Raw genomic sequence first — 18,056 nt, forward strand, 5'->3', positions numbered from 1 at the left:
ACCGGTCATACGCGCTAATTGGGACGTGTGTACGAGAATGGGTTCGCCGCCCCATACGCCGGGCGCATATGCCGTCCCGTATGTACCCGGTCGCGCCTGTAAGCCCCCGTACGTCCGTGTACGCCCCCGTGTGCTCATCCATGTGCCTGTTGCGCCGGGGGGGTCCGCCGCGCCGGTACGCCGAAGGGCCCCTCACGCTGGTGAGGGGCCCTTCGGTGTCGGTGCGCCGCCAGGGACTCGAACCCCGGACCCGCTGATTAAGAGTCAGCTGCTCTAACCAACTGAGCTAGCGGCGCCTGCTGACTCGAGAACTCTACCCGACCGGGGAGGATGCTCCGGACCACGGGTGTGTCGGGGGGTGAACCGTGGGGCGTCCCGGACCGGCCGGAAGTGGCCCCTGTACATCATTCGGACCGTCAACATGCGACAAGAGGGGACAGTTGCGAAACTGACGCCTGTGCAGAAGCGCGGAGATATGGACCTGGAGTGTGAGGGGAATCGCATGGAGGCTCCGGTATTCGAGGAATTCGATCCCGCGAGCGACTGTGAGTGCCCCGGATGCGTGCACTGGCGGCGCGTCATGCCCCCTTCCTCTGTGCCGGCGCCGGGGCCCGTGGGTCGTCCGGCGACGCGGGGCGCGCTGCTGCTGGCCGCGGCGGCGGGCACCGTCCTCGTCGCGGGCCAGTCGGCGCCGGCCGTCGCCGCCGCGCACGGACCCGCCCGGCCGGGCAACCCCACAGGTGACGAGCCCGACACCCCGCAGGGCGGCAAGGCGCCGCTGCACGGTCCGGGCGGCACACCCGGCGGCCTCGCACGGCCGGGGACCGGGGTCGAGGTGCGCAGGACCACCAGGGCGGCGATCATCAAGCGGGCCAAGAAATGGGTCGCCGCGCAGGTGCCGTACAGCATGTCCGCGTACTGGTCGGACGGATACCGGCAGGACTGTTCGGGTTTTGTCTCGATGGCCTGGAACCTGCCGGGAAACGAATGGACGGGCAGCCTCGACACGTTCGGCGTGCGCATTTCCCGCGATCAGCTGCAGCCCGGCGACATGCTTCTCTTCCATAATCCGGCGGACCCCGAGAAGGGCTCGCACGTCGTCCTTTTCGGCGGCTGGGCGGACTACACGCACACCTATTACCTCGCCTACGAACAGACCCGCCCGCACACCCGCAGGCAGTCCACTCCGTACGCGTACTGGAGCAACTCGGACCACTATGTGCCCTACCGCTACAAGGGGCTGCCCGAGGGCGCGAGCGGCGCGGGCGCCTCGGCGTCGAGCGCGAAGGCCACCGGCTATCCGGGGCTGTCCGCCTTCGGCCCCGGCGCGGACAACACCTACGTCACCCAGCTGGGCCGGCTCCTCGTCGAGCGGGGCGCGGGCCGCTTCTACCCCACCGGGCCGGGGCCGCGCTGGTCGGACACGGACCGGAAGGCCACCCAGACGTTCCAGCAGGCGCAGGGCTGGAAGGGCGCGGATGCCGACGGGCTGCCGGGGCCGGAGACCTGGCGCCGGCTCTTCTCGTGACAGGGCTGGTCACCCGGCTCGTAAAAGGCTCGCGGCAAGGTTCGTCACACGGCTCGCAGCAAAGGTTCTTCATGCGGCTCGCAGAGAGGTTCGTCTCGCGGTTCGGCAGAGGTTCTCATACGGGCTCGCGGCAAGGTTCTCGCACGGCTCGCAGCAAGGTTCGTCACGCGGCGGCTCGCCGCACAGCTCGTCACACGGCTCGCACCAAGGGTTGTCACACGGCGGCTTGTCACACCGCGGCTTGTCACACGGCCGGGATCACACTTCCACGCGCGGAGGCATGGAGGCAGCTATGAGTACGACGACTTCACCCACCCCGGAGCCCGGCGGGACACCGGAGGGCGGCGGCGCCCCATGGTCCGCCCGGCTCATCCACAACGAGGCGACCACCGAGATCCCCGTCCATCTGCTCTTCCGGGACGACCCCGAGCCGGTGTCCGTGCCGCTCGCGCCCGCCGTCGTGGGCCGCCGGCGCGGCACCGGCGAGCAGCCCCGCATCCGGCGGCCCGTGCCGGGCCGGGCCCCGCGCCCGGTGCCGGAGGTCGACCCCGAGCTGGTGGAGCGGCCCGCGCGGGTGCTGCCGGGAGTGGCGGGTGTGCTGGGCGGGGCCTGCGGGATGGCCGGATGTGTACTCACCTCGTGGTGGGCGGGCGTGCTCCCGCCGACCGCGGGGGCGGCGCTCGGGCTGCCCTGGTCCGTGGGCGCCGGGCTCGGGTCCGCGCAGTGGGCCGCGTACGCCGGGTCCGGTGCGCTCGGCCTGTTCGGGTTCGGCGGGCTCACCCGCGGCCGGACCGGGCGGGCCTGGGTGCTGGGCCTCTTCGGCCGCTACCGGGGCACGGTCCGGCGCACCGGGCTGATGTGGGTCAACCCGTTCGTGCTGCGGCGCCGGGTCGACGTACGGCTGCGGCACTGGCGCAGTGAGCCGATGTCCGTGGTCGACGCGAGCGGGGTCGGGCTGCGGGTGGTGGTGCTCGTGGTGTGGCGGGTCAAGGACACCGCGCGCGCCACGCTCGGGGTCGAGGACCACCAGACGTATCTGCGCGAGTGTGTGGAGGCGGCGCTGTCGCGGGTGCTCTCGCAGCTGCCGGCCGAGGTGCCGCCCGCCGTCATCAAGGACGCGGCGACGCTGCGCAACACGGACGCGGTCGGCGAGGCGCTGACCCGGCTGGTCGCGGCGGACACGGCGCCGGTGGGTGTGGAGGTGTTCTCGGTACAGCCGACCCGGATCGAGTACGCGCCCGAGGTCGCGGCCGTGATGCAGCGCCGCCGGATCGCGACTCTGGACGCCCAGCTCCGCGACAGCGTGCTCAGCTCGGTCGTCGACTCGGTGGAGGACACGGTGACCCGGCTGGCCGTGCGAGGGCTGGTCGAGCTTGACGACTACGAGCGCAAGGCGCTGGTGAAGGACTTGACGGTGGCGTTCTGTACGGGGCGCGGGGAGCCGTCGTCGGGACGGGAGCCGACAGGCTTGTGATTGGTCTGGACATGTTCAAGTCCTCGCCATAATCTGAGACTTGGTCTAGACCTGAAATTGCCTGAAAGTGCCTGACCCTGCGCGCACGGCTCACGAGAACCTCCCCCACGTCCTCCAGGAGCGGCAGGATGCGCATACGGACGACCAAGCAGATGACCGGGAAGGCCAAGTGGTACGCGGCCGTTGTCGGCCTCGCCACCGCCGGCACCTTCGTGCTCTCCACCGGGAGCGCCGGCGCCCACGGGTACACCGACCAGCCCCTCAGCCGGCAGAAGTTGTGCGCGGCCAACGGCGGCACCGTCGCGGGCTGCGGTGACATCCAGTGGGAGCCACAGAGTGTCGAGGGCCCCAAGGGCTTCCCGGCGGCGGGTCCCGCGGACGGCCAGATCTGTTCCGCGAACCACACCAACTTCAGCCAGCTCGACCAGCCCAAGACCCCCTCGGGTGCGGCCTGGCCGACGACCAAGGTCACAGGCGGGCAGAGCTACACCTTCCGCTGGCAGTTCACGGCCGTGCACGCCACGACCGACTTCAAGTACTTCGTCACCAAGCCCGGCTGGAATCAGAACCACGCACTGACCAGGTCGGACCTGAACACCACACCGTTCCTGACGGTCCCGTACAACGGACAGCGCCCCCCGTCCACGCTCACCCACACGGGCACGCTGCCCTCCGGCCTGAGCGGACACCACGTCATCCTCGGCGTGTGGACGATCGCCGACACCGCGAACGCGTTCTACTCCTGCGCGGACGTCACGTTCTAGTCGCGAACGTCACGGTCCGGTGTCTGAGCTTTCCTTGAGGCGCTCGCGCACCCCCCACGGGTAGGTTCCACGCACGTCGACATGACCATGACGGCGTGCGTGGAGCCGTACCGAGTACAGCCGTACCGAGTACAGCCGTACCGAGTACAGCCGTACCGCACAGCGCGGCTGTACCGGACAACGCGGGAATACGGGGGAATGTCGTGGACGTCTTTTTCTATGTCGTGCCCGGGCTGATCATGACGGTGGCGATCTTCATCGCGGTCAAGGTGATCCGCCGCTCGCTGGAGCTGAACCGGGCGTGGAGCAGCGGACTGACCGCGGAGGCGCGCTGTCTGCGGTCGTACGCGACGACCAGTGGCGGAGGTGACACCTCCGTGAGCACGACCCTGCACCACGTGTACGAGTTCAGGACGCGCGAGGGGCGCACGGTCCGCTTCGAGGAAGCGAACGGCCCGGGGACGATCCTTGAGGGCGACATCGTCCCCGTCCACTACATCGCCGAACGCCCCGAGAAGGCCACGGCCCACGTGCCGAGCCGGGGCAAGCTGACGGCGGAAACCGTGGTCGTCCTGGTGATCTGCGGGGTGGCCGTCCTGTTCTGCGTCGGCTTCATCGTGGGGGTCCACGAGTTCTTCTCGATCTGGAACGAGTCCACGGGGGGCGACGACGGCCAGGAAACAAGCCTCCCCTTCTGACAGTACGTCAATTACCTTGCGTCTCCATGGAGTCCAAGAGGCGTACCGTCGCGGAACTCGTACAGGAACGGTGGGGCGACCACCGGCCGGGGCTGTGGTTCGAGGGAAGGGTGCTGAGCCACCACCGGGTGGCGGCCGACGCGGCGGCGCGGGCGGCGCTGCTCGCCGACCTGCTGCCGCCGGGCGCCGAGCCGCACGTCGGCGTACTGCTGGACAACACCCCGGAATATCCGCTGTGGCTGAGCGCGGCGGCCCTCGCCGGTGCCGCCGTCGCCGGAATCAACCCGACCCGGCGCGGCCCCGAACTGGCCCGTGACATCCTGCACACCGAGTGCCGCCTCCTGGTCACCGAGCGCGCCCACCTGCCCCTGCTCGACGGACTCGAACTGCCCGGCGTACGCGTCCTGGTGACCGACACGGAGGCGTACGACGAGCTCCTCGCCCCGTACGAGGGGGCGAAGCCGGACGCCTCGTCCGCCGCCACGGCGGACGCCCGGCTCCTCCTCTACTTCACCTCCGGTTCGACCGGCGCCCCCAAGGCCGCGATCTGCACCCAGGGCCGGCTGGCCGCCGCCGGACGCTCCCTGGTCGACCACTTCGGGGTGCGCCCGGACGACACGCACTACATCTGCATGCCGATGTTCCACGGCAACGCCGTGATCGCCGACTGGGCGCCCGCGCTGGCGGCCGGTGCCCGGATCGCGCTCAGGCGGCGCTTCTCGGCGTCGGGGTTCCTCGCCGACGTAAGGGCCTGCGGGGCGACGTACTTCACCTACGTGGGGCGCGCCGTGCAGTACCTGCTGGCCACGCCCGCCCGCCCCGACGACCGGGACAACCCGCTGCGGATGGGCTTCGGGACGGAGGCCGGGGCGGTCGACGCGGCCGCCTTCGAGCGACGCTTCGGGGTACGGCTGGTGGAGGGGTACGGCTCCTCGGAGGGCGGCGCCGCCATCCAGTGGTCGCCCGGTACCCCGGCGGGCGCGATCGGGCGGGCGGCACCCGGAGACGACCTCGCGGTGGTCGACCCGCGGACGCGCGCCGAATGCCCGCCCGCCGTCTTCGCCGGGGACGGGCGGCTGCTCAACGGGACCGAGTCGATAGGGGAGTTGGTGAACCGGGGGCCCAACCCCTTCGAGGGCTACTGGCGCAACCCGGACGCGGACGCGGACCGTCGCCGCGACAGCTGGTACTGGACCGGGGACCTCTTCTACCGCGACACCGACGGCTTCCTCTACTTCGCCGGGCGCGCGGACGACCGGCTGCGCGTCGACAGCGAGAACCTCGCCGCCGCGATGATCGAGAACATCCTCGCCCGGTACGGGGGCGCTGCCGCGGTGGCTGTGTACGCGGTGCCGGACCCGGTGGCGGGGGACCAGGTGATGGCGGCGATGGCTCTGCGGGAGGGGGCCGGCTTCGATCCGGTCTTCTCCCATCCGGCCTCCTCCCATCCGGCCTCCTCCGACCCGGCCTCCTCCGACCCGGTTTCCTCCGATCCCGTCTCCTTCGATCCGGCCGGCTTCGCCGCGTTCCTTGCGGCCCAGCCCGACCTGGGGACCAAGATGGCGCCCCGCTTCGTCCGGATCGTGGAGCGGATGCCGGTCACCGCCACCAACAAGATCCACCGGGTGGAGCTGCGGCGGGAGGGCTTCCGGTGCGCCGACCCGGTGTGGTGGCGGCCGGCCGGGGAGTCGGCGTACCGCAGGCTGCGGGAGGCGGACGTCGAGGGGCTGCTGGCCGAGTACCGGGCGCGCGGGCGCGAGGAGTTGTTCCCGGCGAGGTAGCGGCGGCGAGTGATCCGCGTGGGCAGGTGTCGGTCGCACCGGCCTGTCTGAGAGGGTGGGCGGGGTCCGGGGAGAGAGAGGTCGCGAGGAGCAGAGGAATCCCCTCCGCCCGACGAGGGGAGGATGCCCCCGGACACCTGTGCGGAGCGTGTGCAGCGCGCGCGTCGAGGAAAGCGGAAAACGGAAAGAGGGAACATGCGTCACCTGATCCGGGTCGTGGACATCGCCGACGCCGCACCGCCCCCCGGCGCGTGGGAGCGACCGGACCTCCCGGATCGGCTCGTGGCGCGGCACCGGTGACGGCCGACGGGCGCTATCGCGTCCTGATCGCCGGCTACTCCGTCTCCTCGTACGGCACCTTCCTCAACATGGTGGCGCTCAACCTGTTCGTCTACGCCACCACCGACAGCGCCCTCGCCGTCGGCCTGTTCATGGCGGTGCGGCTCGGCGCGGGGTTCCTGGCCGGGACGGTCGCGGGGCGCGTCCAGGCCCGGTTCGGGGTCAAGCCGGTCATGCTGTGGGCCAACATCGCCCAGGCCGTTGTCATGTTCCTGCTGGTAGTGACGCCGGACGGGGGGTTCCGGACCGGCGTGCTGTTCACGGTGTCCGCGGCCGTGGGGGCGTGCAGCACCCTGTTCATGGTCGCGCTGCGCAGCTCCATCCCCGACCTGGTCGGCGCGGAGCGGCGCGGCTGGGCCAACTCGCTGATGGTGGGCGGGCGTTCGCTGGCCATGGTCGCCGGGTTCGCCTCGTCCGGCGTGGTGGTGCCCTGGCTCGGCTTCACCGCCGCGTTCCTCGTCGACGCGGTGAGCTTCCTGGTGTGCGCGGCGGCGGTGGCGTGGCTGCCGGGGGCGGAGCGCGCCCCGGAGTCCCCGCGGGCGCCGGAGACGGAAGGCGCCCCCGCGCCCCCGCGGGCGCGGGACGAACCCCGCGAGAAGCAGGGCGTGCGGGTCGCCGTGACGGCGCTGGCCGCCGTGCCCGCGCTCGGCCTCATGATGTGTCTGCGCACCGTCGACGCCCTGGGTTCCTCCTCGCACAACGCGGCCCTGCCCGTCTATTCGAGCTCCCTCGCCCCGGACGACCCGGCGGCGTTCGTCAGCCGCTTCTGGCTGTTCTGGGCGCTGGGCAACGTCCTGGTCCAGCAGGTCATCCAGCGCTGGGTCAAGCGCACCGGCCGCTTCGTCGGGGCGCTCGGCTTCGGCCTCGGCACGATCGCGATGTCCTCCGCGTTCATCCTCGGCTTCGCCGGGTTCCCGCTGCCGGTGACCGTGGTGATCGCCCTGGTCGCGGGCGCCGCGGACGGGCTCACCGAGGTGTCGTACACCTCCCATCTGCAGACCCTGCCGGAAACCCTGCGCGGCCACGCCTTCGGGCTCACGGCGACCGTCGAGAACCTCGGCTTCGGACTCGGCATGATCGGGGTGTCGGCGGCCCTCGAATCGTTCTCGGCGTTCACCGTAGTGGCCTGGTCGCACGGCCTCGCCATCGTCGTCGCGGGGATCTACCTGCTCCGGTTGTACGCGGTCCACGGCGCCGGCGGGGAGGGGACGAGCGATGCGTACGGCAGTCGTCGGAATGGCGCTGAGGTTTCCGGGAGCTGACACCCCCGCCGGGTACTGGCGGGACATCCGGGCGGGCGTGACGCACGTACGGCGCTTCAGCGACGCCGAGCTGGCGGCGGCCGGGTTCACCCCCGAGGAGTACGGCGCGCCCGATTTCGTGGCCGCGAGCGCCCCGCTGCCCGGCATCGACGGCTTCGACGCGGCCTTCTTCGGGATGAGCGCCCGCGAGGCGACGGTCACCGATCCGCAGCAGCGGCTCCTGCTGGAGTGCACGCACCACGCCCTGGAGGACGCCGGGTACGCACAGCCGCGGGCCGGGGTACGGATCGGCGTGTGCGCGAGCACCGGGTACCGGCTGTACTCGCTGCACAGTTACCTCGCCAACAACCTGGCGGAGGAGGCGGGTTCGGGGGACTGGCAGCGGGTGAAGCAGACACAGGTCGGCACCTATCCGGACTTCGCGGCTCCGCGGGCGGCCCACCGGCTCGGACTGACCGGGCCCGCCCTGAACGTGGCCACGGCCTGCTCGTCCTCGCTCGTCTGCATCCATCTCGCCCGCCAGGCCCTGCACTTGGGCGACGCGGACATCATGGTCGTCGCCTCGGCCGCACTGCACCTGCCCCAGGTCACCGGGCACCGGCACGTACGCGGCTCGACGCTCTCCCGCTCCGGGGCCGTGCGCGCCTTCGACGCCGACGCGGACGGCACCGTCGGCGGCAACGGCGTCGCCGCCGTCGTCCTCAAGCCGCTGGAACGCGCGCTCGCCGACGGCGACACCGTGTACGCGGTGATCGCCGGGTCCGCCGTCACCAACGACGGCGCGGACCGGACCGGGTTCGCCGCGCCGGGCCTGGCCGGTCAGCGCGACGCCGTACTCGGCGCCCTGCGCACGGCCGGGGTGCCCGCCGACTCCATCGGCTACCTGGAGGCGCACGGCACCGGCACGCTCAAGGGCGACCCCATCGAGTTCGCCGCGCTCACCGAGGCGTTCCGGCTGCACACCGACCGGGTCGGCTTCTGCGCGCTGGGCTCGACCAAACCGGCCATCGGCCACCTGGACAGCGCGGCCGGGCTGGCGGGGCTGATCAAGGCGGTGCTGGTCCTGCGGCACGGGGAGATACCGCCGCTGGTCAACCACGCCCGCCCCAACCCGGCCCTGGACGTGGCGGCGAGCCCCTTCGCCCTGCCCTTACGCGCGCTGCCCTGGCCCGCCGAGGAGGGACGGCCGCGCCGCGCGGGGGTGCACTCCATCGGGATGGGCGGGACGAACGCGCACGTGATCCTGGAGGAGGCACCGGCCCCGGCCCCCCGGCCGCCGGAGCGCAGTCCAGCCCCCACGCTGCTGCCCCTCGCCGGCCACACGCCCGAGGCACTCGTCGCCTCGGCCCGCGCCTTCCGCCACCACCTCGCCGAACACCCCGGAACCGACCCCGCCGACCTGCTCCTCACCACTGCGCTGGGACGGCGGCAACCGCGGCACCGGCTGGTGGTCACCGCCGCACCCGGTGACGTGGTGGCCGCGCTGGACGCGTTCGTGCGGGGCGAGCCGGGCGCGTATGCGCGGGGTGTCGCCGAGGAGGAAGCGGGCGTGGAGGCGGTGTTCCTCTTCACCGGCCAGGGCAGCGGGTACGACGGGATGGGCGCGGCACTCGCCGAGCGGTTCCCGGTGGTGGCGCGGACCCTCGCGGAGTGCGCGGAGATCCACCGGGACGAGACGGGGGAGGACGGGTTCCTCGACCGGTTACTGGGCGCTCCGACCCCGACCCCGACCCCGACCCTGTCTCCGGCCGGGATCGGGGCCGGGGCGGGGGCTGAGGCCTGGGACACCGCCTTCGCGCAGCCCGCGCTCTTCGCCCTGCAGCTCGCGCAGACACGGCTGTGGCGGCGGTTCGGCGTCGAGCCGGGCGCGGTGGCCGGGCACAGCGCCGGGGAGTACGCGGCCCTGTGCGCGGCCGGAGCGCTGACGCCGGAGGACGGGCTGCGGCTGGTCTGCAAGCGGGGGCGGCTGATGCGGGACGGCACCGCCGCCGGGGGCATGCTCGCGGTGTCCGCCGCCGAGGACGTCGTACGGGGGCTGGTCGCCGACGTCGACGGGCTGGAGCTCGCCGTCGTCAACGGGCCCGGGCAGTACGTCGTGGGCGGTCCGCCCGCCGCGGTGGCCACCGCCCGCGCCCGGCTCGCGGAACGCGGCACGCCCGCGCGGCCCCTGCCGGTCGACCGCGCGTTCCACACCGCCCTGCTCGACCCGGTCCTGGAGGACTTCAGGGACGCCTGCGGAAAGGTTCGACTCCGGCCCGTTCGGGTCGAGTTCGTGAGCGGCCCGGACGGGGTCCGGCATCCGGTGGGCTGGCTGCCCGACGCGGACTACCTCGTACGGCAGACCCGGCGGCCGGTGGACTTCGCCGCCGTACTGCGCACGCTGGACGGGACACCGCAGCGGACACCGGAGCGGACGTCCGAGCGGGCCCCTGACCCGTCGTCGCGGCGGTCGGTCTTTGTGGAGGTCGGCCCCGACGCGCCCCTCACCGGCCTCGTCCGCCAGGCCCGGCCGGACGTCACCGCCGTCCCCACCCAGCGCCGCGCCGACCGGGGCCTCGACACCCTCTGGGCGGCCGTCGCCCGGCTGCACTGCGCGGGCCGGCCCCTCGACTGGGCGGCCCTGCTCGACGGCTGCCACGGCCGCCGGATCCCGCTGCCCCCGTACCCCTTCCAGCACCGTTCCCACTGGACCGGACCACCGCCCACGCTCCTGCCCCACGACCGCGGCGAGGACGACCGCGGCGATGACGACCGCAGCACGGAGGATGGCATGACCGAACAGGCCTTGCTCGACCGGGTGTTGAAGATCGGCGCACGTCACCTCGGATACGCGCCCGAGGAGATCGCGGCGGACCAGACCTTCGTCGGGCTCGGGGCGGACTCCCTGCAACTCATCGGGATGCTCCGGCAGTTGGAGGCCGAGTTCGGGGTGGAGATCGGGATGCGGGAGATCCTGGAGGAGGCGGGCACGCCCCTCCTCGCGGCGCGGCTGATCGCGGCGCGGACGGCTTCCCCGGACGCGGACGACGAGCCGGTGCACGCCACCCCGGACGAGGAGCCCATCTACGCCACCCGCGCCGAGGTCGAGGAACTGGCCAGGCAAATACGGCAGTTGGCCGAGACTCAGACCAGAATGCTCGGCCAGCTCACCGAAGCCGTGGCCCTGCTGACCGACCACGGCAACCGCAAGGCGGCCGAGGGACGACAGGGATGACAGGGACGACAGGGACGACAGGGATGACAACGGCGCAGGCCAGGCCCGGGACGGAGACGAACGCCGAGGCCGTCGCCCGTGCCGTCGCCCTCTCCGGGCGGCTCGACGAACTGCTGGCGGCCGCCCGCCACCGGACCGAGGCCACCTCACCCCTCCACCACGGCCCCCACGTCACCCTTCCTCCTGACTCCGGCATGTCCGCGGCCGGTGCGACCGATGCCCAGCGGGCCCACGCCGGCGACCTGGTCCGGCGCCTCACCGAGCGGACCCGGACGTCGAAGGAGCTGGCCCAGCGGCACCGCCGGGTGCTGGCGGACAGCCGGGCCGTGGTCGGCTTCCGGCGGGCGACGAAGGAGATGCTGTACCCGATCGCGGCCCGCTCGGCACACGGCGCCCGGCTGACGGACGTGGACGGAAACGACTACACCGACATCACCATGGGCTTCGGCGCGCTGCTGCTCGGCCACGAGCCCGAGCCGGTGACGCAGGCCGTGCGCCGGCACCTCGCCGACGGACTGCGCCTCGGCCCGCGCTCCGAGGACACGGGCGTGGCCGCCGAGCTGCTCGCCGAGCTCACCGGCATGGAACGGGTGGCGTTCGCGAACTCCGGCACCGAGGCCAACTCCGCCGCCGTACGCCTCGCCCGCGCGGCCACCGGACGCGACCGCGTGGTCATGTTCCGCGGTTCCTACCACGGCCACATCGACTCGGTTCTCGGCCGCCCGGGCCCCGACGGCCGCCACGCCGTCCCCGTCTCGCGCGGCATCCCCCCGAGCGCCGTCCGCGAACTCCTCGTCCTCGAATACGGCGCCCAGGACAGCCTGGACGTCATCGACGAACTCGGCGACACGATCGCCGCCGTCCTCGTCGAACCGGTCCAGTGCCGCAATCCCGCCCTCCGGCCGGCGGAGTTCATCCGCTCGCTGCGGGAGCTGACGGCCCGGCGCGGCATCGTCCTCCTCTTCGACGAGATGCTCACCGGGCTGCGCCCCCACCCGCGAGGCGCCCAGCACCACTACGGTGTCGTCCCCGACCTCGCCACCTACGGCAAGGCCCTCGGCAGCGGCCACCCCATCGGCGCGATCGCGGGCCGCGCCGACCTCATGGACGGTGTCGACGGCGGCTTCTGGCGGTACGGGGACGACAGCGGGCCGTCGCGCGACACGACCTTCTTCGGCGGTACGTACATCCAGCACCCCCTGTCGATGGCCGCGGCCCGCGCGGTCCTCACCCACCTCAAGGAGGCGGGAGGGGGGCTCCAGGAAAAGCTGAACGCCCGCACCGACGCGCTCGCCGCCGACCTCGACCACTTCTTCCGCGCCGAGGAATTCCCGCTGGAAACGGCCCACTTCGGGTCCATGTTCCGCTTCACCCACCGCGCCGACATGGAACTGCTCTACCACCACCTCCTCCTGCGCGGCATCTACGTGTGGGAGTGGCGCAGCTTCTACCTCTCCACCGCGCACACCGACACCGACGTCGAGCGCGTCGCGGACGCGGTGAAGGACTCGCTGCGGGAACTGCGCGCGGGCGGCTACTTCCCGACGACGGCCCGCCACCGCCACGGCAAGGGCTTCGAACGCACCGAACTGACCGGACGCACCGAACGCCCCGCCCCCGACTTCGGTGTCTACTTCTTCGGCGACCACCCGGACGGCGAGAACAGCGCACAGGCCTACGACCGGCTCATCGACACCGCCCGCTTCGCCGACGCCCACGGCTTCAGCACACTCTGGCTCCCCGAACGCCACTTCCACTCCTTCGGCGGCCTGTTTCCCAACCCGTCCGTCCTCGCCGCCGCGCTGGCCCGCGAGACCCGCCGCATCCGGCTGCACGCGGGCTCCGTGGTCCTGCCGCTGCACGACCCGGTGCGGATCGCCGAGGAGTGGGCGGTGGCCGACAACCTCTCCGGCGGCCGGGTCGGCATCGGCTGCGCGACCGGCTGGCACGCGAGCGACTTCGCCCTCCACCCGGACCGCTTCACCGACCGCACCGAGATCGCCTTCCGCCACCTGGAGGACGTACGGCGGCTGTGGCGCGGCGAGAGCGTGCCGCGCCACACCGGCGAGGGGCACCCCATCGACGTACGCGTGCATCCGCGACCCGTGCAGGAGCTGCCGCCGCTGTATCTGGCGACGTCCGGGCGGCGGGCCTCGTACGAGGAGGCGGCCCGCCGCGACCTCGGGATCGTCACCAACCTCATGAACCAGACGGTCGAGCGGCTCACGGAGAACATCCGCCACTATCGCCGCGTCCGCGCCGAGAGCGGCCTCGACCCCGACGCGGGCCGCGTCACCGTCCTGCTCCACACCCACCTCGCCGAGGACCACGCCACCGCCCGGGCCGCCGCGCGCGAGCCGATGAGCCGCTATCTGCGCTCCTCCCTCCAGATGCGTTCCGCCGCGACCGCCGCCGGCGGCCGCCCCGAGGACGTGGCCGGCGCGAGTGAGGCCGACCTCGCCTACCTCTTCGACCGCGCCTACGACCGCTACTGCGACCAGCGGGCCCTGATCGGCTCCCCGGACACCTGCGCGGCCACCGTCGACGCGCTGCGGGCGGCGGGCGTCGACGAGATCGCCGCCCTGGTCGACTTCGGGCTCCCACCGGAGGCGATGACGGCGGGCCTGGAGCAGCTGGACGTACTGCGCCGCCGCTACCACGGGCAGTCCGTGGATCCCGGGGCCCCCGGGCCGGCGAAGGAACGGCGGGCTCCCGCGACCCCCGCCCAGCGCCGCCTCTGGCTCGCCGCCTCGCTGATCGCCAACCCGGCCGCGTACAACGAGATCCAGGGCGTACGGCTGCGCGGTCCGCTGGACGTCGAGGCGCTGCGCACCGCCGTGGACGGCCTCGTCCGGCGCCACGACGGACTGCGGACCGTGTTCCGGGCCGAGGGCGAGGGGGTCGTCCAGGTCGTACGGGAGGATCGGGGGCATCCGGGACTGATCGTCGACGACGACTTCCGGGACCGGAGCGCCGAGGGCGGAGAGAGCGCCGACGGCGCGATCCGGACCGCCCTGCGGGAGGAGAGCACCCGGGCCTACGACCTCGCCGAAGGACCGCTGTTCACGCCCCGGCTGCTGCGACTCGCCGACGAGGACCATGCGCTGATCCTCGGTATGCATCACCTCGTCACCGACGGCCACTCCGCCGGGCTGATCGCCGCCGAGCTGGGGGAGTTCTACCGGGCGGCGGTGGAGGGGCGCGCGGCGCGGTTCGAGCGAGCCGCCGGGAGCGCGCTCGACGCGGTGCCGGCGCCGGTGGCCGGGAGCGCGGACGACCTGGCGTGGTGGCGCGCCCACCTCGGTGCCGGGCCCGTCGCGCCCGCGCTGCCCACGGACCGGCCGCGCGCCCGCAGCGTCGCCGGGCGCGGCGGTGCGGTGGGTGTCCGGCTCGGCCCGGAGCGGACGGGGCGGCTGCGGGAGTGGAGCGGGCGGCAGGGAGTCACCCTGTTCGCGACGCTGCTCACCGCCTGGCGGATCGTGCTGCGCCAGTACGCCGGGCAGGACGACTTCGTCATCGGGTCCACCTTCGGGCGTCGTACCCCCGCGAATTGTGACACTGTCGGCTTCAGTGTCACATTGCTGCCGCTACGTGGGTCCCTCACGGACGACACCGCGCTGAGCGACGCCGTACGCGCCACCCGGGACACGCTCTTCGCCGCCGAAGCCCACCAACACGTCGACCTGGACGCCCTCTTGGCGTCCCGCCACCCCGACCCGGGCAACCCGCGCCCCCTCGTCACGGTCTCCGCCGACCTCGACACCGCGCCCCTGACCGCCGTCGACCTGCCGGGGCTGCGCGCCGAACCCCTCGACGGCGGCACGGAGTCCGCGCCCCTCGAACTCGCCCTCATGGCCACCCGCACCGCCGACGGAGACCTCGGCCTGCGCATCCGCTACGACGCCGACCTCTTCGACGAGGTGACGGTGCGGGGGCTTCTGGACCGTTTGGAGGGGACGCTGGCCGGGATGACGACGGGGGCCGCCGAGACGGTCGGCGAGCTGACGCCCCGGGCGGCAGGCGCCCTTCACGACGTCTGGCAGGAGGTCCTGGGCGTCGACGCGCTCCCCTACGACGCCAACTTCTTCGAGCTCGGCGGCAATTCGATCGCCGCGATCAAGTTGGTCAACCGGGTCCGGGACGCCTTCGGCGTGGAGTACCCCTTGGCGGAGTTCTTCGCCGACGCCACGCTGGGTGCGATGACTGCCCGGCTCGCGCCACCCGAGGACGTGACCGTGGTGGACACGGCACCCGTCAGCGATCAGCAGGCCCGCCTGATCGCGGGCGCCCTGAGCGCGCCCCGCCCCGAGGTGTGGAACATCCCGACCCGGATCCGTTTCACCGGCCCCCTGGACGTGGCCGCCCTGCGCACCGCGGTGGCCCAGCTGATCGGCCGCCACCACGGGCTCCGCTGCCGCTTCGTACCGGGACCGGGACCGGACACGGTCACCCCGGACACGGTCACCCCGGACGACGGGACGACCTGGCGGCAGGAAGTCCTCGACGTACCGCCCCCGCCGCTCCCCGTCGAGGACCTCACCGGCCTGCCGGAACAGTCCGCACGCGACGCCCGTGCCGATGAGCTGTGCCGCGCGGCCGCCGCCACGCCCATCGGGCTGACCGGACCCGTCCTGCCCGTCCTGCGGCTGTTGCGCGTCGCGCCCGACCGCTGGACCCTGATGTTCGTCGTGCACCACATCTGCATCGACGGCTGGTCCCTCTCCCTCCTCCTCGACGAGCTGGCCGCGCTCTACACGGCCGCCGCCGCGGGCCGTCCGCACGGCCTGCCCGAACCGGCCGCGCAGTGCACGGACTACGCGCGCTGGCAGCGGGAGCACGCCGACCCGGCCGAGGAGGCCCGCAGGGCGGCGTACTGGACCCGGTATCTGGACGGAATCCCGGCCGGCGTCGAGATCCCCGGCGACCGGTCCCGGCCCGCCGTGCCCAGCGGGCGCGGGGACACCCTGCGCGGGACCGCCTCCGGTGAACTCCGGCGCGCCGTCGAGGAGTTGGCGGCCACGCGGCGCACCACGCCTTTCGCGGTGGCGGCCACCGCGCTCGGGGTGCTGCTCGCCCGCCGATCCGGTGGCCGGGACATCGTGATGGGCACGCCCTACGCGAACCGCGAGCGCAGCGCGTTCGAGTCGCTGGTCGCGTGCACGTCGACCAGTGTGGCCGTCCGGGTGACCCCGGACCCGGACGAGACACGCGGCGCCCTCGTGGAGCGCACCGGCGCCGCGGCCCTGGAGGCCACGGCGCACGTCCTGCCGACGGCGCGGATCGTGCGGGCGCTGCGCGAGAGCGGTGCCCGTGCGGTGCCCGAGCGCTTCCCGCTGACCATCGCCTTTCAGAACTCCCTGGACACGGACATCGAGATCCCCGTTCCCGGACTCGATGTCGAGGTCTCCGACCTCGCCCCACCCGTGTCCCGCGGTGACCTCTCCTTCGGTCTCGCCCCGCGCCGCGACCCGGCCCAGGGCTACCGCACCTTCCTGGAGTACTCCGCCGACCTGTGGGACCCCGCCACGGCGCAGCGGCTGCTCGACGACTGGCTCGCCGTCCTCGCCGGCCTGTGTACCCGGCCGGACGATCCCGTCGCCCCGCTCCTCAACCCCGTACAGCCCCTCCGAAAGGCTTGAGCGCCCATGCCCCCCACACCTGACCGCGGTCACAGCGACGATCTGCTGTCCTTCGTCCGGACCAGCCCCTCGCCGTACCACGTGGTCGCCAACACGGCCCAGCGCCTGGAGAAGGCAGGCTTCCAGGAACTGCGGGAGACGGACGACTGGACGGCCGGCGCCGAGGGCGGCCGGTACGTCGTCCGCGGTGGCGCGCTGCTCGCCTGGTACGTCCCCGAGGGCGCCCCGGCCAGTACCCCGTTCCGGATCGTCGGCGCCCACACCGACTCCCCGAACCTGCGGATCAAGCCCGAGCCCGACACCGGCTCCGCGGGCTGGCGGCAGATCGCCGTGGAGATCTACGGCGGCGTCCCGCACAACACCTGGCTCGACCGTGACCTCGGCATCTCGGGACGGCTGACGATGCGGGACGGGTCCACCCGTCTCGTCCGCATCGACCGGCCGCTGCTGCGCGTGCCGCAGCTCGCCATCCACCTCGACCGCGCCGTCAACGAAGGCGTCGCGCTCGACCCGCAGCGGCACATGACCCCGCTGTGGGGGCTCGGTGAGCCCCGGCCCGGCGCCCTGCTGGGCCGGGTCGCCGCCGAGGCAGCCGCCGATGTCTCGGAGATCCTCGGCTGGGACCTGATGCTGCACGACATCCAGCCGCCCGGATACCTCGGCGCGGACGAGGAGTTCCTCGTCTCGTCACGCCTGGACAACCAGGTCTCCGTGCACGCGGGCCTCACCGCGCTGATCGCCGCGGCCACCGACGTGCGGCCGCCCGCCCACGTCCCCGTGCTCGCCGCGTTCGACCACGAGGAGGTCGGCAGCGGCTCCCAGTCGGGCGCCCAGGGGCCGTTGCTGGAGCGGGTGCTGAGCCGGGCCGTCGCCGCGCGCGGCGGCAGCGGGGAGGACTTCAACCGGGCCCTCGCCGGCGCCCTCTGCGTCTCCGCCGACATGTCGCACGCCGTGCACCCCAACTACGCCGAACGCCACGAGCCGGGCCACCAGCCCCTTCCCAACGGCGGCCCGGTCGTCAAGGTCAACGTCAACCAGCGGTACGCCACCGACGGCACCGGAATCGCCGCCTTCGCCGCGGCCTGTGAGCGCGCCGAGGTGCCGTGGCAGCCGTTCGTCTCCCACAACTCCATGCCGTGCGGGACCTCCATCGGCCCGATCACCGCGGCGCGGCTCGGTGTCGCCACCATCGATGTGGGCGTACCGGGGCTGTCGATGCACTCGGCGCGTGAACTGTGCGGGGCGCGGGATCCCGGGCTGCTGGCCCGGGTCCTCACGGAGTTCGTCACGACGGGGTAGGCGGAGCAGCCGGCGTAAAGGGAGTAAGCGGAGCAAGCGGCAGCACCGACCTCACTCG

The 18,056-nt window shown here is 73.0% G+C and carries 9 protein-coding genes and 1 tRNA gene; 9 read left to right on the forward strand and 1 reads right to left on the reverse strand.

All coding sequences use genetic code 11. The annotated features are described in order from the left end of the window. Positions 1–222: 222 nt before the first annotated feature. Positions 223–296, reverse strand: a tRNA-Lys gene (locus OG747_RS28185). 284 nt (positions 297–580) lie between these two features. Between OG747_RS28185 and OG747_RS28190 the strand changes: the two genes are divergently transcribed. The 9 genes from OG747_RS28190 to OG747_RS28230 all read left to right on the forward strand — a co-directional run bounded on the left by OG747_RS28190 (position 581) and on the right by OG747_RS28230 (position 17,998). Beyond that, positions 581–1,528, forward strand: coding sequence for a peptidoglycan-binding protein (locus tag OG747_RS28190; protein WP_405882186.1), 948 nt, complete (start codon positions 581–583; stop codon positions 1,526–1,528). Positions 1,529–1,820: 292 nt separating this feature from the next. Then, on the forward strand, positions 1,821–3,002 hold the full coding sequence (locus OG747_RS28195; RefSeq protein ID WP_405882187.1) for an SPFH domain-containing protein: 1,182 nt from the start codon (positions 1,821–1,823) through the stop codon (positions 3,000–3,002). Between the two features lie 152 nt (positions 3,003–3,154). Further along, positions 3,155–3,766 carry a lytic polysaccharide monooxygenase gene (locus tag OG747_RS28200; RefSeq protein ID WP_405885708.1) on the forward strand — a complete coding sequence of 204 codons (612 nt, stop codon included), beginning with the start codon at positions 3,155–3,157 and terminating at the stop codon, positions 3,764–3,766. Between the two features lie 203 nt (positions 3,767–3,969). After that, positions 3,970–4,464: a DUF3592 domain-containing protein gene (locus tag OG747_RS28205; RefSeq protein WP_405882188.1), complete on the forward strand. Its 495-nt coding sequence runs from the start codon at positions 3,970–3,972 to the stop codon at positions 4,462–4,464. A gap of 26 nt (positions 4,465–4,490) precedes the next feature. Next, positions 4,491–6,245, forward strand: a complete 1,755-nt coding sequence (locus OG747_RS28210) for an AMP-binding protein (protein WP_405882189.1) — start codon at positions 4,491–4,493, stop codon at positions 6,243–6,245. 326 nt (positions 6,246–6,571) lie between these two features. Continuing rightward, positions 6,572–7,846, forward strand: coding sequence for an MFS transporter (locus OG747_RS28215; protein WP_405885710.1), 1,275 nt, complete (start codon positions 6,572–6,574; stop codon positions 7,844–7,846). Continuing rightward, positions 7,800–11,060 (forward strand): type I polyketide synthase, encoded by a 3,261-nt coding sequence (locus OG747_RS28220; protein ID WP_405882190.1) that lies wholly within the window; start codon positions 7,800–7,802, stop codon positions 11,058–11,060. The genes OG747_RS28215 and OG747_RS28220 overlap by 47 nt, the downstream gene beginning before the upstream one ends. A gap of 23 nt (positions 11,061–11,083) precedes the next feature. Beyond that, entirely contained in the window at positions 11,084–16,699 is a 5,616-nt protein-coding gene (locus OG747_RS28225; RefSeq protein WP_405882191.1) for a MupA/Atu3671 family FMN-dependent luciferase-like monooxygenase, read from the forward strand. A 6-nt stretch (positions 16,700–16,705) separates the two neighbouring features. Further along, on the forward strand, positions 16,706–17,998 hold the full coding sequence (locus tag OG747_RS28230; protein WP_405882192.1) for a M18 family aminopeptidase: 1,293 nt from the start codon (positions 16,706–16,708) through the stop codon (positions 17,996–17,998). Positions 17,999–18,056: the final 58 nt, after the last annotated feature.

The sequence above is a fragment of the Streptomyces sp. NBC_01384 genome, assembly GCF_045040035.1.
Classification (GTDB): Bacteria; Actinomycetota; Actinomycetes; order Streptomycetales; family Streptomycetaceae; genus Streptomyces.